Origin of the sequence: Streptomyces sp. NPDC008317 (assembly GCF_042955955.1) — a bacterium.
In the GTDB taxonomy this organism is placed as follows: Bacteria; Actinomycetota; Actinomycetes; order Streptomycetales; family Streptomycetaceae; genus Actinacidiphila.
On sequence record NZ_JBIBFQ010000003.1, the window covers coordinates 164,438 to 188,541 of the forward strand.

General features: G+C 72.5%; 19 protein-coding genes. 4 read left to right on the plus strand and 15 right to left on the minus strand.

Going from position 1 to position 24,104, the window contains the following annotated elements; translation table 11 throughout:
* Positions 1-108: 108 nt before the first annotated feature.
* Positions 109-279, minus strand: coding sequence for a hydrophobic protein (locus ACFY9V_RS10620; RefSeq protein WP_355348845.1), 171 nt, complete (start codon positions 277-279; stop codon positions 109-111).
* Positions 280-884: 605 nt separating this feature from the next.
* Here ACFY9V_RS10620 and ACFY9V_RS10625 point away from each other — a divergent pair.
* Positions 885-4,385 carry a ricin-type beta-trefoil lectin domain protein gene (locus tag ACFY9V_RS10625; RefSeq protein WP_391160766.1) on the plus strand — a complete coding sequence of 1,167 codons (3,501 nt, stop codon included), beginning with the start codon at positions 885-887 and terminating at the stop codon, positions 4,383-4,385.
* A 94-nt stretch (positions 4,386-4,479) separates the two neighbouring features.
* On the opposite strand, the gene ACFY9V_RS10630 is transcribed toward ACFY9V_RS10625, so the two are convergent.
* Complete coding sequence (locus tag ACFY9V_RS10630) at positions 4,480-5,700, minus strand: cellulose binding domain-containing protein (protein ID WP_391160769.1); 1,221 nt, start codon at positions 5,698-5,700, stop codon at positions 4,480-4,482.
* Between the two features lie 278 nt (positions 5,701-5,978).
* On the opposite strand from ACFY9V_RS10630, the gene ACFY9V_RS10635 reads away from it, so the two are divergent.
* Positions 5,979-7,163, plus strand: a complete 1,185-nt coding sequence (locus ACFY9V_RS10635) for a lytic polysaccharide monooxygenase (protein ID WP_391160771.1) — start codon at positions 5,979-5,981, stop codon at positions 7,161-7,163.
* Positions 7,164-7,288: 125 nt separating this feature from the next.
* Here the strand turns inward: ACFY9V_RS10635 and ACFY9V_RS10640 are convergent, their stop codons facing one another.
* From ACFY9V_RS10640 to rpe, 4 genes are all read right to left on the minus strand, one after another.
* Complete coding sequence (locus ACFY9V_RS10640; protein WP_355348833.1) at positions 7,289-7,651, minus strand: barstar family protein; 363 nt, start codon at positions 7,649-7,651, stop codon at positions 7,289-7,291.
* Positions 7,648-8,091 carry a ribonuclease domain-containing protein gene (locus tag ACFY9V_RS10645; RefSeq protein WP_355348830.1) on the minus strand — a complete coding sequence of 148 codons (444 nt, stop codon included), beginning with the start codon at positions 8,089-8,091 and terminating at the stop codon, positions 7,648-7,650. The genes ACFY9V_RS10640 and ACFY9V_RS10645 overlap by 4 nt, the downstream gene beginning before the upstream one ends.
* 352 nt (positions 8,092-8,443) lie before the next feature.
* Entirely contained in the window at positions 8,444-9,457 is a 1,014-nt protein-coding gene (locus tag ACFY9V_RS10650) for a sugar-binding domain-containing protein (protein WP_391160773.1), read from the minus strand.
* 138 nt (positions 9,458-9,595) lie between these two features.
* Positions 9,596-10,270 (minus strand): ribulose-phosphate 3-epimerase, encoded by a 675-nt coding sequence (gene rpe, locus ACFY9V_RS10655; protein WP_355348824.1) that lies wholly within the window; start codon positions 10,268-10,270, stop codon positions 9,596-9,598.
* A 182-nt stretch (positions 10,271-10,452) separates the two neighbouring features.
* Between rpe and ACFY9V_RS10660 the strand changes: the two genes are divergently transcribed.
* Positions 10,453-12,603 (plus strand): MMPL family transporter, encoded by a 2,151-nt coding sequence (locus ACFY9V_RS10660; protein ID WP_391160775.1) that lies wholly within the window; start codon positions 10,453-10,455, stop codon positions 12,601-12,603.
* A 17-nt stretch (positions 12,604-12,620) separates the two neighbouring features.
* On the opposite strand, the gene ACFY9V_RS10665 is transcribed toward ACFY9V_RS10660, so the two are convergent.
* From ACFY9V_RS10665 to def, 5 genes are all read right to left on the minus strand, one after another.
* Positions 12,621-13,766 carry a DUF6596 domain-containing protein gene (locus tag ACFY9V_RS10665; protein WP_391160777.1) on the minus strand — a complete coding sequence of 382 codons (1,146 nt, stop codon included), beginning with the start codon at positions 13,764-13,766 and terminating at the stop codon, positions 12,621-12,623.
* A complete protein-coding gene (locus ACFY9V_RS10670; RefSeq protein WP_355348815.1) occupies positions 13,766-14,182 on the minus strand; it encodes a YciI family protein in 417 nt (138 codons plus the stop codon). The genes ACFY9V_RS10665 and ACFY9V_RS10670 overlap by 1 nt, the downstream gene beginning before the upstream one ends.
* A 141-nt stretch (positions 14,183-14,323) precedes the next feature.
* Complete coding sequence (locus tag ACFY9V_RS10675; RefSeq protein WP_391046670.1) at positions 14,324-15,769, minus strand: transcription antitermination factor NusB; 1,446 nt, start codon at positions 15,767-15,769, stop codon at positions 14,324-14,326.
* 107 nt (positions 15,770-15,876) lie between these two features.
* Positions 15,877-16,809 (minus strand): methionyl-tRNA formyltransferase, encoded by a 933-nt coding sequence (gene fmt / locus ACFY9V_RS10680; RefSeq protein WP_391160780.1) that lies wholly within the window; start codon positions 16,807-16,809, stop codon positions 15,877-15,879.
* Between the two features lie 79 nt (positions 16,810-16,888).
* Positions 16,889-17,461: a peptide deformylase gene (def, locus tag ACFY9V_RS10685; protein WP_391046667.1), complete on the minus strand. Its 573-nt coding sequence runs from the start codon at positions 17,459-17,461 to the stop codon at positions 16,889-16,891.
* Positions 17,462-17,741: 280 nt separating this feature from the next.
* Here def and ACFY9V_RS10690 point away from each other — a divergent pair, with 280 nt between their 5' ends.
* Positions 17,742-18,296, plus strand: a complete 555-nt coding sequence (locus ACFY9V_RS10690; protein WP_355348803.1) for a hypothetical protein — start codon at positions 17,742-17,744, stop codon at positions 18,294-18,296.
* A 535-nt stretch (positions 18,297-18,831) separates the two neighbouring features.
* Here the strand turns inward: ACFY9V_RS10690 and ACFY9V_RS10695 are convergent.
* The 4 genes from ACFY9V_RS10695 to rpoZ form a co-directional block, all read right to left on the minus strand.
* On the minus strand, positions 18,832-20,970 hold the full coding sequence (locus ACFY9V_RS10695) for a primosomal protein N' (RefSeq protein ID WP_391046663.1): 2,139 nt from the start codon (positions 20,968-20,970) through the stop codon (positions 18,832-18,834).
* A gap of 84 nt (positions 20,971-21,054) precedes the next feature.
* On the minus strand, positions 21,055-22,272 hold the full coding sequence (gene metK / locus ACFY9V_RS10700; protein ID WP_355348797.1) for a methionine adenosyltransferase: 1,218 nt from the start codon (positions 22,270-22,272) through the stop codon (positions 21,055-21,057).
* 145 nt (positions 22,273-22,417) lie between these two features.
* Positions 22,418-23,644, minus strand: a complete 1,227-nt coding sequence (coaBC, locus tag ACFY9V_RS10705; protein WP_355348794.1) for a bifunctional phosphopantothenoylcysteine decarboxylase/phosphopantothenate--cysteine ligase CoaBC — start codon at positions 23,642-23,644, stop codon at positions 22,418-22,420.
* 156 nt (positions 23,645-23,800) lie between these two features.
* Positions 23,801-24,073 carry a DNA-directed RNA polymerase subunit omega gene (rpoZ, locus tag ACFY9V_RS10710; protein WP_033174507.1) on the minus strand — a complete coding sequence of 91 codons (273 nt, stop codon included), beginning with the start codon at positions 24,071-24,073 and terminating at the stop codon, positions 23,801-23,803.
* Positions 24,074-24,104 lie beyond the last annotated feature (31 nt).

Here is a 24,104-nt window from a genome sequence, read left to right on the forward strand (position 1 = left end):
CCGAAATCTCGGGGGACCCGGTCTGGGGACACCGTGGCCCCACTCCCGGTGCGGGGGGCCCCCCCCGGGGGGGCCCCCCACCGCTCAGTGGCAGGTCGAAGTGCGTCGCTACCAGCGGTACCAACGGCCACGGCTGCCACCGGAATTCGTCGAGCGGACAACGAATCCCAGCAGCCAGACCACCAGGACGACGATCGCCACCCACCACAGAATCTTGAGGGCGAACCCGGCGCCGAAGAGAATCAACGCGAGCAGAAGAACGAGCAGAAGCGGTCCCATAGTTTGTACCTCCCACTCGCGCGCTTGCCCCACGCCCACACTGACATGCGCGGATAATGTCACGGAACGGTATCCATCAGCTGGTGACAGGTGTCCTGGCGATGAGCGGGACAGGCGGTCGGGCGCCATAGTCACCGTGCCTCGACGACAGGCGCACTCGATTCCGAGTGCGCGCCAGACCCGTATCACCCCGTACCGCTCCGCAATTGCTTGTCCTCACGATGACGACCGGACGCTGCGGACTGTGGCGCGGACACCGCTGCGGGGATCCGGGCCGTTTCCGGCTTCTGGTGCGACCGGTGGTGTCTCGCGCTGCGTCAGCGCGGTGGCGGGACGGGGCGGGGCCGTCGAGGCGCGTCGACCGGAGTGACACACCGCCGACCGCCGTGTGCGGCCCGTGCGGCGTATTGACGCATACACGACCAATGGCTAGCTTCAGAGAGCGCTCTCTCGCCTCGTCGCGCCGGTCAACTCAACTCCGCTTCCCGCACGGCGAATTGGACCATGGACAACGATGTCAGGCTCTGTCGAGGACTACGGAAGGCATGCCCATGCGCCCACGCCGCGTCGGATCACCTCTCTCGCCCCGCAGGAGCCGGGCGCTCGTGCTGGGTTCATGCCTGGCGCTGTTGTCGGTCACCGCCGTCGACAGCGCCGTGGCGCGGCAGGCCGCCCCGCCGGCGCGGGCCGCGGCGTCGAGTTCCGTCGTCACCGATGGGAACGCCCGCTTCGAAGTGCTCAGCCCGACCCTGGTGCGGCTGGAGTACGCGGGCGACGCCGTCTTCCAGGACGGGACGACGTTCAACGCCGTCAACCGGTCCTTCCCCGTATCCGACGTCACCACGGACGTCACCGCGGACGGGTACCGCGAGATCACGACGTCCGGGCTGACGTTGCGCTACAAGCGGGGCAGCGGCCCTTTCACGGCGGCCAACCTCACGGTGACGATGACGGGCACGGGGGTGACCGCCAAACCGGCGTTTCCTTCCTACTGCCCGGTCAACTCCGCCTGCGAGGCTGAGAATTCGCTGCTCAGCGGCTACGGCGTCGCCGCCTACGACCACACCGGGCACACCGGCTCCGGCTTCGTCGCCGGATACGAGCACACAGGCAGCGGACTCACCCAGGACGTCTCCGCGGTGCCGTCGACCGGCGACTACCGGCTGTGGGTGCGCTACTCCAACGCGGCGGGCGGCACGGGCACCCTGTCCACCCGGGTCGGCTCGACCGCGGGCCCGGCGCTCAGCCTGCCCGCCACCTCGTCGTGGAACGCCTGGTCGACCGCGTCCGCCACGGTGCACCTGACCGCTGGCGCCAACACCCTGAGCATCGTGCAGAACGCGGGTGACACCGGCCGGGTCAACATCGACAGCCTGGCGGTCACCCCGGTCGGCACCACGGCGTACCCGGCCGCGTCGACGGCGCTCACCACGACCGGCTACGGCGCGGGGCCGACGAACACCCTCGGCGGCTGGTCCCGGACACTGGACAATCCGGCGGCCGTGCCGGTGCCCGAGCACCCGGGGATCCTGGATCGCGACGGCTGGTACCTGCTGGACGACACCCGGACGGCACTGCTGTCGGGCGCGCACGCGGTGACCGACCGTCCCTCGCACGGCGCCCAGCCGTACCAGGACGGCTACTTCTTCGGTTACGGCCAGAACTACAAGCAGGGCCTCGCCGACCTCAACTCCCTGACCGGCGGCGCCAATCTGCTACCGGAGTCGGCCTACGGCGTGTGGTACTCGCGGTACTACGGCTACTCGACGGCCGACTACGAGAATTCGCTGCTGCCCACCTTCCGCAGCACGAACACGCCGATCGACTGGCTGGTGGTGGACACCGACTGGAAGTCGCCGACGCAGTGGAACGGCTGGAACTGGAACAGTTCGCTCTTCCCCGATCCGCGGGCATTCCTCGACTGGACCAAGCAGCAGGGTCTCGCGGTGTCGATGAACATCCACCCGACCATCGACAGCGGCGACCCCAAATTCGCCGCGGCCAACTCCCGCGCGGGCGGCCTCCTGCCCGACGGCGGCAGCACGTACGCCTTCGACTGGTCCAACCCGGCGCATCTGGCCGCCTATCTCGATCTGCACCAGCCCTTCGAGCAACAGGGCGTGCGGGAGTGGTGGCTGGACTACTGCACCAACTGCGGTGCCTCGACCGCGTCAGATCCGCATGTGGGGCCGGACAATCTGATCAACCAGGCCTATGCGGACGACGCGGCGGCCAAGGGGCTGCGCGGCTTCTCCTTCGCACGGATCGGCGGCTCGGAGGAGGGCGGCGACAACAGCAACTACCCGGTCGGGCCCTGGTCCGAGCGGCGCAACTCGATGCAGTTCACCGGCGACACGCCCGCGACGTGGGACATGCTCGCCTTCGAGGCGAAGTTCACCGCCGCCGAGGCCGCCGCGGGAATCTCCAATGTCAGCCATGACATCGGCAGCTTCCACGGCGGTCATCTCGCCGACGATCTGTACGCCCGCTGGGTGCAATTCGGCACCTTCCAGCCGGTGGACCGGCTGCACTCCGACCACGGCGACCGGCTGCCGTGGAACTACAGCGGCGCTGCCGCGGCGAGCGCCGAGTCCTTCCTGCGGCTACGGGAGGCGCTCGTCCCGTACACGTACACGCTCGCACAGCAGGCGAACGCGACCGGTGTGCCCATCGTCCGGCCGTTGTATCTCGACTACCCGTCCCAGGACGCCGCCTACAGCGCCACCGGCGAGTATCTGTACGGCGACGACGTCCTGGTCGCGCCGATCACCTCGCCCAACGACTCCAGCGGCAACGGCTCGGCGTCGGTGTGGGTGCCGCCGGGGAGCTGGACGGACTACTTCACCGGCCGTACCTACACCGGGCCCGCCACCGTCACCATCACCGGTCCGCTGTCCCGGATGCCGGTGCTGATCAAGGCCGGCGGCATCCTCCCCACCCGCACCGACTACGTCGACAACCAGGGGCAGCGGCCGTTGACGCAGGTGACGGTGAATGTCGCCGCGGGTGCCGACGGGGCCTTCTCGGTCTACTCCGACGCCGGCGAGGGCACGGGCTATCGCAGCGGCCAGGCGACCGAGGCGCCCCTGTCGTGGAGTGAGGCGGCTCGGACACTGACGATCGGCGCGCAGACCGGTTCCTTCAGCGGCGCGCCGACCTCCCGGGCCTACACCCTGCGGCTGTCCAACTCGCAGGCGCCGACCGCCGTTTCGGTCGACGGGGCGCAGGTCCCGGAGACCGCGTGGTCGTGGAACGTCAACCGCAGGACGGTGACGGTGACGACGGGCGCGCTCCCGCTCGGCTCCTCGCACACCGTGACGCTGTCCGGCAGCGCGTCCGCGAACCCGGCGTCCGGCGAGGTGATCGGCGCGGGCGGCCTGTGCCTCGACGTGCGCGGCGGGGTGGCCGACGACGGGACGGCCGTGCAGCTGTGGGGCTGCAACCACAGCGCGGCCCAGCAGGTCGCGTACCAGGCCGACAGTACCGTCCGGGTCCTCGGCAAGTGCCTGACGGCCACGGGCGGCGGGACGGCGAACCGTACGCCGGTGAGCGTCGCGGGCTGCTCGGGTGCCGCTTCGCAGACCTGGACGCACCGCTCCGACGGCAGCCTGCTCAACCCGGCCTCGGGACGCTGCCTCGACGTGCCGGACGGCAACACCACACCCGGCGCCGTACAGCTCCAGCTCTACGACTGCGCCGGTGTGACCGCGCAGTCGTGGAAGCTGCCGCCCGGTGCGGTCTCCGGCCCCGCTGCCCTGTGCGTGGACGTGACCAACGCCGATCCGGCCTCCGCCACGCCCGTGCAGTTGTCCGGCTGCAACGGCTCCGACGCGCAGCGCTGGTCCGCGCCCGGCGACCGCACGCTGCGGACCTTCGGCAAGTGCCTCGACGCGGTGGGCGGCAACACCGGCAACGGCACACGGACCCAACTGTGGGACTGCAACGGCACGGGCGCCCAGGTGTGGGAGAGCCGGGCCGACGGCACCTTGTTCAATCCGCAGTCGGGCCGCTGCCTCGACGACAAGGACAACGGCCAGCAGGCCGGGGATCCCGTGCAGTTGTGGGACTGCAACGGGACGGCGGCACAGCGCTTCCGCCTCGGCTGACCGGCACGCCCCGTCCGCTGTGACCCACCCCGTCGCGGACACGGTCAGGCCGGCTGCCGGACCGTGTCCGCGACGGACCTCCGCGACGCCCTCGTCAGCAGCCGAGCGGCGCGGAACCGACGGCCACGTCGTCGAACCACAAGGTGTCGTCGCCCGTGGCGTAGCTCTCCCAGCCGAGTCGCAGGGCGGTCGGCCTGGGCGGCGTGGTGCGCGATAGCCACTGCTGGTCGATGTCCTGGGTCGGCACGCCGTCGGCGTGCAATCCGGGTATCTGCGTGTCATTGAGCCAGGTGTCGAGCTTCGGCGCCGTGGTGTCGACCGCGAAGCGCAGACACTGCCAGGTGAGGGTCGGCAGCGGACTGCTCAGCGAGACCCCGGCCGGACTCTGCGCCGGGAGGGTGGCGTCGTCACTCTCCCGGTTCCACTGCAGGGCGCCGTTCTGGCCGCCGATCCGCAGCGCCCGGCCGCCCTGGGAGGAGTCCGGCATGGAGACGAAGGCGACGTGCGAGGTCGGGAGCGCCGTGGTGTGCCGCACCCACATCCGGATGTAGACCACCGGGCCGACCGACGACAGATCAGCGGTGGAGGCGACGAAGGCGTGGTTGCAGTAGCCCGCCTTCCCGTCCACCCGCAGGGACTTCGAGCCGCTGTGCGCGACTGTCGTGTCGATGGCGGCCGTCCCCGTGCCTTGGCAGTCGGGCGCGGTGAAACGCCAGTCCCCGGCGGGACCGGCACCGCTCTGGTCCTCAAAGCCCGTGCATATCGTCGCGGAGTCGCATCCCGCGGGCGGCGAAGTGGGCGGCGGCGTGGTCGGGGGCGTCGTAGGCGGGGTGGTCGGGGGCGTCGTCGGCGGGGTGGTCGGGGGCGTGGTCGGCGGGGTGGTGCTGACGGCTCCACAGGGCAGGTCGTTGAGGGCGAAGTCAGCGGGTTGCGAGCCCGCGGACCCAGCCGTTCCCTGCACGCCGAAGTCGACCGTGCCTCCTGCTGCCACGACGCCGTTGTAGGACGCGTTGACGGCGGTGACGGAGTGTCCGTTCTGGGTGACGGTCGCGTTCCAGGCCGAAGTGATCCTCTGATCACCGGCATACGTCCACGTCAGCCGCCAACCGCTCAGCGCCGCGCCGAGGTTGGTGACGTGCACCTGCGCGGTGTAGCCACCGGGCCATTCGTTGAGCGTGTACTCGGCCCGGCATCCGGACGCCGACGCGCCGAATCCGCTGGTGGGCACCGAGATCAGGAGCGAGACGGCCAGCGCTATGGCGGCGGCGACCGCCGTCCACAACCTGGGTGGTAACCGGAGAGTGCGAGCGGGCATAGGTGCCTCTTTCGGGGTGCTTGCGTGGGGGGAGCACGACATATGGGAGCGCTCCCATCCATCACAGCGCCCTAGCTGCACACTGTCAACGGATGCGGCCCGACCCAAGCACGGCGCGACTCGGGCCAGTCTCGTCCGCAGGTGTTTACGAATTCTTGATCCACTGTTAGCTTCACAAATGGGAGCGCTCCCACTCGCAGATCCGTTCCCTCCCCCCACGCTGTCCCGGTGGCCCGGCCGCGGTGCGCCGCGGCCCCGGGAAAGCTCCCGGAAAGGTCATGATCTTGAAGCGAAAAAGAAGCTGGCAACTGTCGTTATTCGGTGTCTTCGCTCTTTTGCTCTCGGCGTTCGGCGCGGTCCTGCTCAGCCAGGGCTCCGCGCAGGCGCACGGCGTGGCGATGATGCCGGGCTCGCGCACCTACCTCTGCTACGAGGACGCCCTGACCCCCACCGGCGCCCTCACGCCGACCAACCCGGCCTGCGCCGCGGCGGTCGCCCAGAGCGGAACGACGTCGCTGTACAACTGGTTCGCGGTGCTCGACTCCAACGCGGGCGGTCGCGGCGAGGGTTACGTCCCGGACGGAACGCTGTGCAGCGCCGGCAACAAGTCACCGTACGACTTCTCGGCCTACAACGCGGCCCGCGCCGACTGGCCGAGGACGCACCTCACGTCGGGCTCCACGATCCAGTTGCAGTACAGCAACTGGGCCGCACACCCGGGCACCTTCCGTGTCTATGTGACCAAGCAGGGCTGGTCCCCGACCACTCCGCTGGCCTGGGCCGACCTGGAGTCGATCGGAAGCACCACCAACCCGCCCGCGGTGGGGTCGCCGGGAACCGACGGCGGCCACTACTACTGGGACCTGACGCTGCCCTCGAACCGCACGGGTGACGCGATGGTCTTCATCCAGTGGGTCCGCTCGGACAGCAATGAGAACTTCTTCTCCTGCTCCGACATCGCGTTCGACGGCGGTCACGGCGAGGTCAGTGGCATCCACAACGGCGGTTCGACCACGAGCGGCACGACCACTGGCACCACAAGCGGCACCACAAGCGGCACGACTACTGGCACCACAAGCGGCACCACGACCGGCACGACCACCGGCACCACAAGCGGCACCACGACCGGCGGCAGCACAGGCGGGACCGACCCCGGCTCCTGCATGGCGATGTACGCGGTCTCCAACTCCTGGAGCGGTGGGTTCCAGGGGCAGGTCACCGTGATGAACCACGGCGCCTCGCCGTCGAGTCACTGGAAGGTGAACTGGACGCTCGGCACCGGAACGCAGATCACCAGTCTGTGGAACGGAGTCCAGTCAGTCAGCGGAGGCAGCATCAGCGTCACCAACGCCGCCTACAACGGCACGATCCCACCGGACGGCGCTTCCACGACGTTCGGATTCACGGCCAACTCGACCGGCAACAACACGCCCATCGGCTCGATCACTTGCACGTTCTCCTAGCGCGCTGACGCGGCCGACGCGCCCCGTACGGCCTCCTGCCGTGCGGGGCGACGGGCGCGGGGCGGCCGTCCCCGAACGGCGACCGGTTCACGTACTTCATATTCGCGTGCGAACGCATCGTGCGCCTACGGACGAGCGTCCCTCTCTTCGGCGTCCCCGTTCGTGTCTTCCTCCAAGGCCACGGTCAGCTCGGTGTCGGTATCGCGCCAGAAGGTCTCCGCGTCGCGCAGGATGTCCTTCACGATCCGCCACTCGCGCGGCTTGGCCGCCGCGTACTCCTGCCAGCCCTCGATCCGCAGCCGCCGCCCGTCGGAGCCGACCGGCCACCACGACAGGTCGGTGAGGCAGTCCGCGAGCGCGTCCCAGTTGCGGCCGAACCAGTCCGGCAGGTGCAGCCGCTCGGTGCAGCGGTCCATGAACGACTGACGGTCGACGACCCCGGTCAGATCCAGTACGAGGGTGTCGCCCGGCGGTGTGGTGGCCGTCATCGCAGCACCGCCTCGAAGCTCTGGTAGTGGTCGGAGGTGTAGAAGATCTCGCCGTTGCGGCCGGTCACGATCCGCCGCGCGCCGCGGTCCGGGGCGTCCGGGGTCGGCACCGTGTACTCGTGGTAGTAGCCGCGCGTCCGGGCGGGCAGTTCCTTCTCGTAGTTGCCGAAGACGATGCCGTCCCTGCTGTACGGGTACGGTCCGCCGCGGTCGATCAGCGCCAGCGTGGTGCGGGCCTCGGGGGGCAGGTCGGCGGGGTGCACGACGTGGTGGCCGTCGGCCCAGGCGGGGGTGGACGAGGCGTGGGCGGCCCGCCCGGAGCTGTGGGCGGCCGGGACGACGGTGGGGGTCGCGCAGCCGCCGAGGAGGACCCCGAACAGAGCGAGCAGGCAGGTGGCGAGCACGGGGGCGACCGCGCGTGGAACGGACCGCAGCAGCATGCCGCCGATGCTGCCACACTTGATCACTTCCAGCGCGGAACGGCACTCCGCACGGGTCAAGCCGGGGGCCTCGCGGGTGGCCGTGGGGCGGTGCCGGTTGGCCGTGCCGGTTGCCGTCGGGTCGGGGTCGGTTGCCCGCGCCGGCTGTCCGTGGGTCGGTGCCGGGCCGGCCCGCGCCGGCTGACCGTGGGTCGGTGCCGGGCCGGGGCACCTCCTCGGAATGCGTCACACCTGGTCACACGGAATTCGGCACCCGGCTGTCAACGCACTCCTGCGGGGGCACCCCGGCCCGTCCCCTCCGGTCGTTCGGCGGGCTGGTGGCCGTCCTCGTACCGCGGCGAAGCCTGAGGGGTCAGGGGCCGTCGGGGTCGGCGCGGTCGAGGGCGGGGCGGGGGGCGGGGGCGGTGGAGTGCAGGAGGTGGTCGGCGGCGGCGGTGTCGGTGACCAGGCTGGTGACGAGGCCGGAGCGCAGCACCGCGTCGATGGCGGCGGCTTTGCGGCGACCGCCCGCGATGGCGAGCACTTCGGGGATCCGGCGGAGCCGGTCGGCGTCGATGGTGATGCAGCGCTCGCCGAGGTCGCGGCCGACCCTGCGGCCCTGGGCGTCGAAGAGGTGGGAGGACATCTCGGCGGCGACGCCGAGGCCCGCGTAGTGCTCGCGCTCCTCGTCGGTGAGGGCGTCGTGGACGGTGGAGACGCCCGCTTCCCAGGAGCCGACGGAGACCACGGCGACGGTGACCTTGTCGAAGTAGCCCATGGCGGCGGCGATTCCGCTCTGGGCGCGCAGGGCGCTGGCCGTGGCGGGGTCGGCGAGCACCATCGGCGCGTACAGCGGATGCGCCTCGCCGCCGGAGACGGCGGCGGCGGTGCGTACCGCCTCGACGGAGCCGCGCTCGGTGGTGCCGACGTCGTAGACGCCGGTGAGTTGGACGACGGTGCAGGGCGCGAGCCGGTCCAGCGCGTTGGCCATGGTGATGATGGAGCGGCCCCAGGCCAGGCCCAGTACGTCGCCGTCGTCCACCAGCTCGCCGAGCAGGTCGGCGGCGACGGCACCCAGATTCTCCGGGTCGGGCGCGTCCGCCTGGTCGGGCGGGGTCTCGACGACGACGGCGTGCCGCAGGCCGTAGTGGGCGCGCAGGGCGTCGGAGCGCTCGGCGTCCAGCTCGGCGGGGACGCGGATCTCGATTCTCACCAGGTCGCGTTCGAGGGCGGTCTCCAGGACCCTGGCCACCTTGAAGCGGCTGACCCCGAACTCCTCGGCGATCTGGATTTTGGACTTGCCCTCCAGGTAGAAGCGACGTGCCATCGCCGCCGCCTGGACCATCTCGCCGGGGCCCATGCGCACCTGTGTGCGGCCTGTGCTCACGTCGGTTCTCCCCAGTCGCCTATCTGATCCGCGTTGCCCCATGTGATCCGCTCCGCGCTCATCCTCGCAGATCGTGCCGTGTTACGGGCGCGTAGCGAAGACGCTTCCGCCCGTGGTAACCCCCGGTAGGCGCCCCCGTCACCGGGGCACTTCCGCGGCCTTCGCGGCGGCCTGCTCGCGCAGCGCGCGGACCGCGGCGGCGGGGTCGTCCGTGCCGTACACCGCGGAGCCCGCGACGAAGACGTCGGCGCCCGCCTCGGCGCACCGCTCGATGGTCTCGGCCGAGACGCCGCCGTCGACCTGGAGCCACATGTCGAGGCCGTAGCGGTCGATCAGCGCCCTGGTGCGGCGGATCTTCGGCAGCATGATGTCGAGGAACGCCTGGCCGCCGAAGCCCGGCTCGACCGTCATGATCAGCAGCATGTCGAGTTCCGGCAGCAGGTCCTCGTAGGGCTCGACCGGGGTGGCGGGCTTGAGCGCCATCGACGCCCGCGCGCCCTTCGCCCGGATCTCCCTGGCGAGCCGGACCGGCGCCGCCGCCGCCTCCACGTGGAAGGTCACCGAGCCCGCGCCGGCCTCCACGTACGCGGGCGCCCAGCGGTCCGGGTCCTCGATCATCAGGTGGCAGTCGAGCGGCGTCTCCGTCGCCCTGCTCAGGGACTCCACGACCGGCACCCCCAGCGTGAGGTTCGGCACGAAGTGGCTGTCCATCACGTCGACATGGAGCCAGTCGGCGCCCTCGACCGCCTTCGCCTCCTCGGCGAGCCGCGCGAAGTCGGCGGAAAGAATGCTGGGGTTGATCTGCACGCTCATGGGTCCAGCAAACCAGATCCGGAGGACGTGTGTTCCCACCCACCGGTCCCGCCAACCCTCGGACACGGCACGAACGCCAGTGCCATGCTGGTGCCGATCACTCTCCGGCACGGTCCGGCGCTCCCAGGGCGTCGCGTCGGACGGCGGGGGGACGACACCACGAGCGGGCCCGGGGGGCACTCATGGCGGGCGGAGCGGGACGGATAGCGCACGTCGTCTGCGGGCGGCGGAGCAAGTGGGTCGTCCTCGGCCTGTGGATCGTCGTGCTGGTGGTGGTCTCGCCGCTGGCCCAGAAACTCACCGACGCGCAGAAGAACGACTCGGCGAGCTGGCTACCGAGCAAGGCGGAGTCCACCCGAGTGCTGGAGCTCCAGAAGCAGTTCGTGCCGGAGAGCGCGCCCGCGGTCGTCGTGTACTCCCGGCCCGGCGGCCTGACCGACGCGGATGTGGCGAAGGTCGGCGCGGACGCCGCCTCGGTCAAGTCGCTGACCGCGCACGGCATCGTCGGCAGCCGTACGGTCGGACCGCAGCTCGACCGGCGGACCGCGCCGCGCGCCGCGCTGCTCATCGTGCCGATCACCATCGACCCGAGCGGCTGGAGCACCATCGCCGACGCGGTCGAGCAGCTCAGGTCCACCGTCGGGCAGGGCGACGACGGGCTCAGGACGCACATCACGGGCCCCGGCGGCTTCTCCGCGGACTCCGCCGACGCCTTCGCCGGGATCGAGGGCACCCTGCTGTACGCGGCCCTCGCCGTCGTCGTCGTGATCCTGCTGATCACCTACCGCAGCCTGAGCCTGCTCTTCGTGCCGGTGCTGTCCGTGATCGGCGCGCTGTTCACGTCGGAGGCGGTGATCTACCTCCTCGCCGAGCACGCCGGTCTGGTGGTCAACGCCCAGAGCGCGGGCATCCTCACCGTCCTGGTGTTCGGCGCGGGGACGGACTACGCGCTGCTGCTCGTCGCCCGCTACCGCGAAGAGCTGCGCGATCACGAGGACCGGCACGAGGCGATGGCGCTCGCCCTGCACCGGGCGGGCCCCGCGATCATCGCGAGCGCGGCCACGGTGGCGCTGAGCATGCTGTGCCTGCTGGCCGCCGACATGAACTCGACCTCCGGGCTCGGCCCCGTCGCCGCGATCGGTGTCGCGGTGGCCCTGCTGGCGATGCTCACGCTCTTCCCCGCCCTGCTGGTGATCTTCGGCCGCTGGGTGTTCTGGCCCGCGATCCCGCACGTGGGCAGCGCGGAGCCGACCAAGGCCGGTGTGTGGTCGCGGATCGGCACGGCGGTCGGCCACCGGCCGCGGTCGGTGTGGATCACGACGGTGGTCGTGCTCGGCGCGCTCGGCCTCGGGCTGTTCTCGCTGAAGGCGACCGGCCTGTCCAGCGCGGACAGCTTCACCGACACCCCGGACTCCGTGGTCGGCCAGAAGGTGCAGTCCCGCTACTTCCCGGCCGGTGGCGGCCAGCCGCTGGTGGTGATCGCGCGGGCGGGCGCCGCCGACGAGGTGCGTACGGCGCTGGCCTCGGTGAAGGGCGTCGTGCCCGGCTCGGTCGGCACCCCGCCGGGCGTGGCCGCGCAGAGGGACGGCCGGGTCTACCTGGAGGCCACTCTCGCCGACCGCGCGGACAGCGGGGCCGCCCAGCGGACCGTACGGCTGGCCCGCGACACCCTGCACCGCGTCCCCGGCGCGGACGCCCTGGTCGGCGGCGGGACGGCGGTGCAGAAGGACACGAATCAGGCGGCGGGCCGCGACAACAAGCTGCTGATCCCGCTGATCCTGCTGGTCGTCCTGCTGATCCTGGCGCTGCTGCTGCGGGCCCTGGTGGCGCCGCTGGTGCTGATGGCCACGGTGGTGCTGTCCTTCGGCGCCGCCCTCGGCGTCAGCTCGCTGGTCTTCCGGCACGTGTTCGGATACGCGGGCGAGGACACGGCGTTCCCGCTGTTCGTCTTCGTGTTCCTGGTGGCGCTGGGCATCGACTACAACATCTTCCTCATGACCCGCATCCGGGAGGAGACCGTCCGGCGCGGCACCCGCGACGGCGTCCTTACCGGTCTCGCCGCCACCGGCGGGGTGATCACCTCGGCCGGGCTCGTCCTCGCGGGCACCTTCGCGGTGCTCGGCACGCTCCCGGTCGTCGGCTTCGCCGAGATCGGCTTCGCGGTCGCCTTCGGCGTCCTGCTCGACACCTTCGTCGTCCGCTCGGTGCTCGTCTCCGCGATCACCCTCGACCTGGGCCACCGGGTGTGGTGGCCGAGCAGGCTCGACGCGCCCCGAGCCGCCCCGGCGCAGGCGCGCGAGGAGGACCGGGAGCAGCCAGCGGACAGGCCCTAGCCGCGCACACGGGCGCGTCAGCGCTCGCGGCGGGTGTTGAGCCGGGCCGCCTGCCGGGTCAGGTGGTCGCGCTCGGCGAGGTTCGGCGCCTTCGGGGCCGCCTGCGCGTAGAGCCGGGCCGCCGTCGCCAGATCGCCGTCGCGCTCGTGGAGATACGCGGCCACCGCCGTGTACCGGGGCAGCGTGTCGTCGAGGGCGGCGAGCGCCGCGAGACCGGCGCGGGGGCCGTCCGCCTCGCCGACCGCCACCGCCCGGTTGAGGCGGACGACCGGGCTGTCGGTCAGGGCCGCCAGTTCGTCGTACCACTCGACGATCTGCGCCCAGTCGGTCTCCTCGGCCGTCGGCGCGTCCGCGTGGAGCGCCGCGATGGCGGCCTGGGCCTGGAACTCGCCCAGCCGGTCGCGGGCCAGCGCCGCCTGAAGGATCTCGACGCCCTCGGCGATCGCCCCGGTGTCCCACCGGCCGCGGTCCTGCTCGGCGAGCGGTACGAGGCTGCCGTCGGGCGCGGTCCTGGCGGCCCGGCGGGCGTGGTGCAGCAGCATGAGGGCGAGCAGCCCCGCCACCTCGGGGTGGTCGATCACGGCCGCGAGCTGCCGGGTGAGCCGGACGGCCTCGGCGGACAGGTCGACATCGCCGGAGTAGCCCTCGTTGAAGACCAGGTACAGCACCCGCAGCACCGTGGCGACGTCGCCCTGCCGGTCGAACCGCACGCCGGAGACGGTGCGTTTGGCCCGGCTGACGCGCTGCGCCATCGTCGCCTCGGGCACCAGATACGCCTGGGCGATCTGCCGGGTGGTCAGGCCGCCGACGGCCCGCAGGGTGAGCGCGACCGCCGACGACGCGGTCAGCGACGGGTGCGCGCACAGGAAGTAGAGCTGGAGGGTGTCGTCCGCGCCGGAGGCGGGCCCGCTCGCCGGTTCCTCGTCCACCCGGTCCTCACGCCTGCGCCGGGCCGTGTCCGCCCGCGTCGCGTCGAGGAACCGCCGCCAGGCCACCGTCACCAGCCAGCCCTTCGGGTCACGCGGCGGATCGTCGGGCCAGACGCGTACCGCTTCGACCAGTGCGTCCTGCACCGCGTCCTCGGCCGCCGCGAAGTCGGCTCCGCGCCGGACGAGGATCGCGAGCACTTCCGGGGTGAGGCTCCTGACCAGAGCCTCGTCCATCAGTGGGGGCACCCCGTGACGGTGGGGTGGGCGCCGAGGAACGGACGCAGCTCCAGCCACTCGTGGATCGGCTTACCCCCGGCGCCGGGCGCGGCCGACAGCTCCCCTGCCAGTTCGAGGGCCCGCTCGTAGCTGTCGACGTCGATCACCATCCACCCGGCGATGACGTCCTTGGTCTCGGCGAACGGCCCGTCGGTGACCGGCGGACGCCCCTCCCCGTCGTACCGCACGAAGGTCCCCTCGGGGGCGAGCGCCTGGCTGTCGACGTACTCGCCGGTCTCCTCGAGGCGGGTCGCGAAGTCGTTCATGTACGTCACGTGCGCCGAGATCTCCTCGGGCGTCCATTGCGCCATGGGTACGTCGTTCACCGGCGCCGGGGCGCCCCGGTAGTGCTTGAGCAGCAGATACTTCGCCATGGTGCTTCTCCTCGGTGCGGATGCGGCCCATTGTGGTCGCGCTTCACCTCGGGGACGGAGCCGTGCGCGGTTTCTCGACATCGCCGCCGGATGTTTTTCGCCCGCGCGGCTGAACGCGGGCGACCGGCTCTCGGCGGGCGGTCAGGCCGTACGGCGCAGGAGGGCGAGGTACATCGCGTCCGTGCCGTGCAGGTGCGGCCAGAGCTGGATGTCGGGGCCGTCGCCGAGGGCGGGGACACCGGGCAGCAGCGGGCGTACGTCGATGCGCTCGGCGGCCGGGGCGCGGTCGTCGCGGAGGATGTCGTCCACGACGGCGCGGGTCTCCGCCAGGTGCGGGGAGCAGGTCGCGTAGCCGACGACGCCGCCGACGCGTACGGCGTGCAGGGCCTCGGTGAGCAGGCCGCGCTGGAGGGGGCCGAAGGTGGGTACGTCCTCGGCGCGCCGTCGCCAGCGGGCCTCGGGTCGGCGGCGGAGCGCGCCGAGGCCGGTGCAGGGCACGTCGACCAGGACGCGGTCGAAGGAGCCCTCGGCCCAGGCGGGGCGGGTGCCGTCGGCGACCACGACCTGGTACGGGCCGGGGTTGCCCGCCAGGGAGCGGGCCACGAGGCGGGCGCGGTGGGGCTGCTTCTCGGCGGCGACGAGTTCCGCGCCGCGCTGGGCCGCGAGGGCCGCGAGGAGCGCGGCCTTGCCGCCGGGGCCCGCGCAGGCGTCGAGCCAGCGGGCGTCCCGGCCGTCGAGCGGGACGGCGGCCAGCGCGGCGGCGACGAGTTGGCTGCCCTCGTCCTGCACGCCGGCCCGGCCCTCGCGGACCGCGTCCACGGCCGCCGGGTCACCGCCCTCGGCCAGCCGTACCGCGTACGGCGACCAGCGGCCGGGCTCCGTCGTGTCCGGCGGCAGCGACTCCATCAGCTCGCGCGCGGTCGACCGGCCGGGGCGCGCGACCAGCGTCACCTCGGGCCGCTCGTTGTCCGCCGCCAGCAGGTCCTCGATCCCGGCCCGGCCGCCGCCGAGCGCGTCCCACAGCGCCGAGACGACCCAGCGCGGATGCGAGTGCACGACGGCCAGGTGGTCCTCGGGGTCCTCGTCGTACGGCGGCGCGACCAGTTCGAGCCACTCGTCCAGGTCGTGCGCGGAGACCTTCCGCAGCACCGCGTTCACGAACTTCGCCCGGCCGTCGCCGAGCACCACCCTGGCCAGCTCGACGCTCGCCGAGACCGCCGCGTGCGTCGGGATACGCGTCCCGAGCAGCTGGTGGGTGCCCAGCGCCAGCACGTCGAGCACCGGCGGGTCCACCTCGCGCAAGGGCCGGTCCACGCAGGCCGCGATCACCGCGTCGTACGTTCCCTGCCGCCGCAGCGTCCCGTACACCAGCTCCGTCGCCAGCGCCGCGTCCCGCCGGTCGAACTCCCGGCCCTTCTTCACCGCCTCCGCCTCCGCCGCCTTCAGCAGGCCGGGCAGCACCAGATTCGCGTACGCGTCCCGCTCCCCCACCGCCCGCAGCGCCTCGAACGCCAGGATTCTGACGGGGTCACGCTGGGGTCGGCGGTACGGCTTGCCCTGCGGGCGGCGGCGCGGCTGGTCGTTCACGTGTGAAGGTGCTCCGATTTTTACGAAGGTCGGTCGCCGTCCACCCTAAGCGCCTGCGGCGCGGGGCGTACTCCTGCCCTGCGGGCAGGCCCCAGGGCGTGTCCGCCCTAGGCCCCGAGGCGGGAGCCGGACGGGATGCGGGCGCCCCGGGCCCAGTCGGCGGCGGCCATCCGCTTCTTGCCCTGCGGCTGCACCTCTCCGAGGAGTACGGCGTGGCTCCCCGTGCCGACGTACACGGCGTTCTTGGCGACGCCCAGCTCGCCGGGGGCGAGGTCGACGCGGTCGGGCTGGGGCCGGACGGGCCCGAGCTTGAGGCGTTCGCCGGAGGTCAGGGTCCAGGCGCCGGGCGCGGGGGTGCACCCCCGGATGAGGCGGTCGACGCGGAGCGCGGGCGCCGTCCAGTCGACGGCGGCGTCCTCGACGGTGATCTTGGGTGCGAGGGTGACCCCGTCGGCGGGCTGGGGCCGGGCGACGAGGCGGCCGTCCTCGATGCCGTCCATGGTGGCGACGAGCAGCCCGGCGCCGCTGCGGCCGAGCCGGGTGAGCAGGTCGCCGCTGGTGTCGGTCGGGCCGATCTCCTCGGTGAGGACGCCGTAGACGGGCCCGGAGTCGAGCCCCTGCTCGATGAGGAAGGTGGACGCGCCGGTGACCTCGTCACCTGCCATGACCGCGTGCTGCACGGGCGCGGCGCCGCGCCAGGCGGGCAGCAGCGAGAAGTGCAGATTGATCCAGCCGTGCGCGGGGATGTCGAGCGCGGCCTTGGGCAGCAGCGCGCCGTAGGCGACGACCGGGCAGGCGTCGGGGGCGATCTCCCGCAGCCGGGCGAGGAAGTCCTCGTCACGGGGGCGCGCGGGCTTGAGGATTTCGACGCCGGCCTCGGCGGCCCGCTCGGCGACGGGGCTGGCCAGCAGCTTGCGGCCGCGCCCGGCCGTCGCGTCGGGCCGGGTCACGACGGCGACGACCTCGTGCCGGTCGGAGGCCAGCAGTGCGTCCAGTGCGGGTACGGCGACCTCGGGGGTGCCGGCGAAGACGAGCCTCATCGTGCGGGGTGTGCCTCTCGATGGTGGTTCACGGGCGGGCTTTTCGGCCTGACGGCTGGCCGCCGTCAGGGGGCGGGCGTCACTGCCCGCGCCCGAAGGTGTCGTGCGGCGAGATCTTCACCTGCGGCACGCTGTTCTCGCCCGGCACCCGCCAGATGCCGTCCGGGCCCTCGGTCGCCTCGCGGATCGCCTTGAGCGCGGCCTTGCGCTGCTCGGTGTCGAGCCGGTCGATGAAGATGACCCCGTCCAGGTGGTCCGTCTCGTGCTGGATGCAGCGGGCGAGCCGCTGCGTGCCCTCGATCGTGACCGGGTCGCCGTACATGTTGCGGCCCTTGGCGACGACGCCGTACGCGCGCTTGCAGTCGTACGTCAGGCCAGGCAGCGACAGGCAGCCCTCGGGACCGTCCTGCTCGTCCTCGCTGAGCGTCAGCTCCGGGTTGATCAGGTGGCCCAGCTCGCCCTCGACGAAGTAGGTGAACACCCGCAGGGAGACGCCCAGTTGCGGCGCGGCCAGGCCCGCGCCCGGCGCGTCCCGCATGGTGTCGGTCAAGTCCTGTACGAGCGTGCGCAGTTCCTTGTCGAAGGTCGTGACCGGCTGCGCCGTCATGCGCAGCACCGGGTCACCGAAGAGGCGGATGGGCTTGACGGACACGGCGGCGGTCTCCTGGAACGGGCGTACGGCGGCGGCTCCGGACGCCGGGTGCCGGCCGTCCTGACCGCCCCGGGGACGGGGCAGGGGTCAATTCTAGAGGCGCGTTCGGCCCGCCGCGGCGGGGGTGCGCGCCCGGCCGCGCGCCCCCCGAGGGGTGGGCTGCGCCCCTTGCTGCGTGACTCCATGGGCGGCTGGCGCGTTGGTCAAGAGAGTTTGCCCGAATTCGGGTCAATGCACACGGCCCATTCCTTAAGTAACCGCCGGTTGGAGAGGCTTGTTGATGCCCGACCACGCAACCCCTGACGCCCAGGCACGGGCCAGCCTGCACCTGCTGGTGCGGGACATCGAAAGGGTCCGCCGCCAAGTGGACGCGCTGCGGACCCTGACCGCCCAGTTGGGCAACGTCTACCGGCCGCGCCGCAGCGGCCCCACCGCCGGATTCGTCGTGTACGGCCGCGCGCCCGCCCCGACCGTCCGGCTCGCTCAGGAGCTGCGCGACAGCGTGGAGACCCTGGTCACCGCGGCCGTGGAGTTCGACCGCTCCCTGGGGTTCTCCTGGGACGCCGTCGGCTCCGCGCTCGGCGTGACCAAACAGGCGGTGCACCGCCGGTACGGCGGGCGCCGCAGCGCGCCTCCCGGACCCGACGAGCAGGCCGCCTCCGGGCACGGGGTGGTGACCGGCAGCCCCGCGCCCCTCGCCTCCGTCCCCGCCGCCCGTTCCATGCCGGGGGCGCTTCCGCCGGGCCCGCTTCCGCTGGGGGCACTGGAAGCGCGTGAGCCACGCGACGACCGTGAGGACGCCGTCACGTCCTTCCCCGGGCCGCGCAACGGCTGACGCCGTCCCCTCCCCCCTCCCTCCTCCGCGCCGTAGTCCCGCCGCCGCCCGCCACGCCGACAGGTCGGGCACCGCGCGCCTGCGGCGCGCTTCCGGGAGGGGGTTGCCCCCTTTTCCCCCACGACGGCCCGTCGCGGCTCGCCGTGCCTTCCCCCATCCTCCCCCCAGGGCCCTGGGACACGCGGTCCGCTTCCCACGACGGTCCGTCGTGGCTCGTCGCGCAGTTCCCCGCGCCCCTGCCGGGGCTGTGGCCCCGTAGGAATAGATCCGTCCGCGTGGGCTGAGCCCGCAGGTGCTCGTGCAAATGGCGCGCGTTTCGGCGGCGAATCGTGGGACGGTGGCGCCGGTCTTTTGAGGGGCGCGGGGAACTGCGCGACAAGCCACGACGAGCCGTCGTGCGCATACGACAGGTACAGCCCCCTCCAGGGGCGCGGGGAACTGCGCGACGAGGTACGACGAGCCCGTCGCGGGACAGGGGCCGTTCGGGGCGGTCAACCGGGTCACCGGGAACGTGGGGAACCCCCGGCGGAGCCGGTCAGCCGATGTTGGGGGGGTCCATGCGGACGTGGACCGGGTCGGAGGCGCCACGGGTGGCGCGAGCGATCTGGGCCTCTTTGAGGGCGGCGGCGAGGGCGGAGCCGGTGCCGGGGGGCACGCGGAGCAGTAGCCGTTCCCACTGCTCGCCGGGCGGCGGCTCCCCGTGGCGGCGGGTGCGGCCGGGGCCGGACGTGGGGACGGGCAGGGGCACGGGCCCGAGCTGGTCGGTACCCGGCGGGAGCCGCAAGGTGTCGAGGAGGTCGACCACGGCGGCCGGGGGCCCGACGACCGAGGCCATCCGGGAGACCGGCGGAAAGCGCAGCTCGGCGCGTTCGGCCAGCTCGCGCAGGGCGTGCCCGGCGGGGTCCCAGCGGACGAGGGCCTGGACGGGCCGCAGGGTCGGCTCGCCGAGGATGACGACGGTACCGCCCTCGCCCGCGGGCCGTACGAGGGCGGCGGCGTGCGCCCAGCGCCGGAGCGCCTCCTCACCGGCGCGCAGGTCGGGCCGGTTCAGCAGCGCCCAGCCGTCGAGCAGCAGGGCCGCCGCGTAGCCGGTGTCGGCGACGGGTTCGGCGCCGGGGGTGGCGATGACCAGCGCGGGGGCCGCGCCGACCGAGGCGAGGACGGTGTCGCGCCCCGAGGTGCGTACCGGCACTTTGGGGAAGGCGCGCCCCAGCTCCTCGGCCGTGCGCCGCGCGCCCACGATCTGGGCGCGCAGCCGGAAGCCGCCGCACTCGGGGCAGTGCCAGTCGGCGGCGGGCCGCCCGCACCAGCCGCAGTGCGGGGTGCCGCCCTGCTCGCGGACTTCGAGCGGCCCGGCGCAGGCGGTGCACCGGGCGGGTTCGCGGCAGTTGTCGCAGGCGAGCCGGGGTACGTAGCCGCGGCGCGGCACCTGGACGAGGACCGGGCCGCGCGCCAGCGCCTCCCGCGTGACCTGCCAGGCGATCGACGGCAGCCGGGCGGCGCGCGCGGCCTCGTCCCTGGCCTGGTCGCCGTCGCCGACCGTGCGGATCAGCGGCGCCGCCGCCCGTACCTCGTCCCGGCCGGCCGCCAGCGGCAGCGCCCAACCGCTGTCCACGAGCTGGGCCGCCTCGACGGTGCTGGTGAGGCCGCCGAGCAGGAACGCGGTCCGTTCCTCGGCGGCGCGCAGCAGCAGGACGTCACGGGCGTGCGGCTGCGGGGCGTGCGGCTCGGCGTGGCTGGAGTCGCCGTCGTCCCAGAGCGCGACGAGGCCGAGGTCGGTGACGGGCGCGAACATCGCGGCGCGGGTGCCGACGACGGCCCGTACCGCGCCGCGGCTGACGGCCAGCCAGCGCCGGTACCGCTCCTCGGGGCCCGCGTCGGCGGTGAGCAGGACGTGGCGGCCCTCGCCGAGCAGTTCGGTCAGCGCCGCGTCGACCCGGGCGGCGGACCGGCCGTCGGGCAGTACGGCCAGGGCGCCGCGGCCAGAGGCGAGGGTGGTGGCGACGGCCACCGCCAGTTCGCGCGGCCAGTGCGGTCCGGGCAGCGCGAGCCAGACCGCGCGGGGCGTGTCGCCGCGGGCCAGCGCCTGGAGGTACGCGGGGCCCGTCGCGTACCGCTGCCAGCTCCCCGGCTCCGGCGCCGCCGGGTCCGGCAGCGGTCCCGGTGACGGATCGCGCTCGGCGCGGGCCATCCTGGGCGGTACGGCGAGCTGGACGACGTCGGCGAGCGCTCCGGCGTACCGGTCAGCGACCTGGCGGCACAGCTTCAGCAGCGGCGGGGTCAGCACCTGCTCGGTCGACAGCACCTGCGCGAGCGGGGCGAGGGGGCCGCGGAAGTCGCTCTCGGCCCGCCGTTCGACGATGAAGCCGTCGTGCAGCGAGCCGCCTTCTCTCCTGCCCTTCACCACGCGCGCCCCGAAGCGGACCCTGACCCGTACGCCGGGTCTGGCCTCCTCGTCCATGGCCGCCGGCACCGCGTAGTCGAAGAACTGGTCCAGGTGCAGCAGCCCCTTGTCGACCAGCACCCGTGCCACCGGCAGACCTTCGGCGAGGGCCGCCCCGCGCCATGTGCGCGGCTTGGCCTTGGGCTCCTTCGCCTTCTTGACGGTCTCCCGAATGAGCGCGAGCTGCTCCCCTGCGGGGGGCTCGGCGTCCTGACCGTTCTCGCTGCTCACCTTGCGATTCTTACAGACCCCTCGGACACACTCGCGCCGCCGCGAGACGGCGCCCCCATACCGGGGCGGGGGCGCCGTACGGACTTAGAGCCCGGCGGCCGCGCGCAGGGCGTCGACGCGGTCCGTCCGCTCCCAGGTGAAGTCCTCCAGCTCGCGGCCGAAGTGGCCGTAGGCGGCGGTCTGGGCGTAGATCGGGCGGAGCAGGTCGAGGTCGCGGATGATCGCGGCGGGCCGCAGGTCGAAGACCTGGCTGATGGCCTGCTCGATCTTCTCGACGTCGACGCTCGCGGTGCCGAAGGTCTCGACGAAGAGACCGACGGGCTCGGCCTTGCCGATGGCGTAGGCGACCTGGACCTCGCAGCGCGCGGCGAGCCCGGCGGCGACGACGTTCTTGGCGACCCAGCGCATGGCGTAGGCGGCGGAGCGGTCGACCTTGGACGGGTCCTTGCCCGAGAAGGCGCCGCCGCCGTGGCGGGCCATGCCGCCGTAGGTGTCGATGATGATCTTGCGGCCGGTGAGCCCGGCGTCACCCATGGGGCCGCCGATCTCGAAGCGGCCGGTGGGGTTGACCAGCAGCTTGTAGCCGTCGGTGTCGAGCTTGATGCCGTCGTCGAGCAGGGCCTTCAGCTCGACCTCGACGACGAATTCCCGGATGTCGGGCGCGAGCAGCGACTCCAGGTCGATGTCGGAGGCGTGCTGCGAGGAGACCACGACGGTGTCGAGGCGGACGGCCTTGTCGCCGTCGTACTCGATGGTGACCTGGGTCTTGCCGTCCGGGCGCAGGTACGGGATCTGGCCGTTCTTGCGGACCTCGGTCAGCCGCCTGGACAGGCGGTGGGCGAGCGTGATCGGCAGCGGCATCAGCTCGGGCGTCTCGTCGGACGCGTAGCCGAACATCAGGCCCTGGTCGCCCGCGCCCTGCTTGTTCAGGTCGTCGTCGGTCGCGGCGGAACCCGCGACGCGCTTCTCGTACGCGGTGTCGACACCCTGTGCGATGTCAGGGGACTGCGCGCCGATGGACACCGAGACGCCGCAGGAGGCGCCGTCGAAGCCCTTCTTGGAGGAGTCGTAGCCGATCTCCAGGATCTTGTTGCGCACCAGGGTGGCGATATCGGCGTAGGCGGTGGTCGTGACCTCGCCCGCGATATGCACCTGACCGGTGGTGATCAGCGTCTCGACGGCGACCCGGGAGTGCGGGTCGGCCTTGAGGAGGGCGTCGAGGATGGTGTCGCTGATCTGGTCAGCGATCTTGTCTGGGTGTCCCTCGGTGACGGACTCCGAGGTGAACAGGCGGCGGGACACATCGCTCCCTGGGGTTGCAGCGGCTGCTGGCTGAATCTGGGCGGAGTGCGCAGGGCTGCGCCCGGCACTCCACTGCAAGCTTATAGTCCGCCGCCGCGGACGTGACACGGCATCTCGGCCTTTGGATTCGTGGCGGAACGCGTCATCACGCGTCCACCCGAGTGTCGCTTTCCGGCAATCTCGCGCCGACAAGATCCCACACCCGGTCCGCGAGATCCTCCTTGGGCCCGTACGGTACGGGGGTCTCGCTGCCGTCGGCGCCCAGTACCACAGCCTCGTTCTCCTCGGTGCCGAACGCCTTGCCGTCACCCACTTCGTTGACGACGAGCAGATCACAACCCTTTCGGGTGAGCTTGGCGCGTCCGTTGACGAGGACGTCGTCGGTCTCGGCGGCGAAGCCGACGACGAGCTGTCCCGGCCGGGCGCGGTGCGCGGAGATCTCGGCGAGGATGTCGGCGTTGCGGACCAGGGTGATCGGCGCGGGCTCCTGGTCGTCCTTCTTCTTGATCTTGCCCGCCGCGTACCGCGCGGGGCGGAAGTCCGCGACGGCGGCGGCCATCACCACCACGTCGGCGTCGGCGGCGGCCTTGAGCACCGCTTCCCTGAGCTGTTCCGCGGTGCCGACGGTGACGACGTCGGCGCCGGCCGGGTCGGGGAGTCCGGTGTTGGCCGCGAGGAGGGTGACCCGGGCGCCGCGCGCCACGGCGGTACGGGCCAGCGCGTAGCCCTGCTTGCCGGAGGAGCGGTTGCCGAGGTAGCGGACCGGGTCGAGGGGTTCGCGGGTACCGCCCGCGCTGATCACCACATGCCGTCCGGCCAGGTCCCGCTCGGCGGGTCCCCGGCGCAGCACGCGGCGGCAGACCTCGTAGATCTCGGCGGGGTCGGGCAGCCGTCCCTTGCCGGTGTCGACGCCGGTCAGCCTGCCGACGGCGGGTTCGATGACGACGCAGCCCCGGCGGCGCAGGGTGGCGACGTTCTCCCGGGTGGCCGGGTGCTCCCACATCTCGGTGTGCATCGCGGGGGCGAAGACCACCGGGCAGCGGGCGGTCAGCAGGGTGTTGGTGAGCAGGTCGTCGGCGAGGCCGTGGGCGGCCTTGGCGAGCAGGTCGGCGGTGGCGGGGGCGACCACGACGAGGTCGGCGTGCTGGCCGATCCGTACGTGCGGGACCTCGTGGACGTCGTCCCAGACGCGGGTGGAGACCGGGTTGCCGGACAGCGCCGACCAGGTGGCCTCGCCGACGAAGTGCAGCGCGGACTCGGTGGGCACCACCCGCACGCCGTGCCCCGACTCGGTGAGCCGCCGCAGCAGCTCGCACGCCTTGTAGGCGGCGATGCCACCGCTCACACCCAGCACGACCTGTGGTTTCGCCATCGTGTCTCCCGACCCGAGATCCGTCGTCCGAACCGTCCTGCGACCTGTCCCGCGACCCGTTCCGCGCGGGTCACCTGACACGTCCCATGACACACCACGGGCCCGGCGGTCGCTCCGCCGGGCCCGTGCTGAAACGCGTGTGGATGTGTGCTGGCGTCAGTGCGCGGGTGCCTCGACCGCTTCGGAGGTCAGCAGACCCGCGTTGATCTCGCGCAGCGCGATGGAGAGCGGCTTCTCGTGCACGTGGGTGTCCACGAGCGGGCCGACGTACTCCAGCAGGCCCTCACCGAGCTGGGAGTAGTACGCGTTGATCTGGCGCGCGCGCTTGGCGGCGTAGATCACCAGGCTGTACTTCGAATCGGTGGCTTCGAGCAGCTCGTCAATCGGAGGATTGATGATGCCCTCGGGCGTGGTGATGGAAGAGGACACGCTCTACCTACCCCTACTACTGATGGAAAAC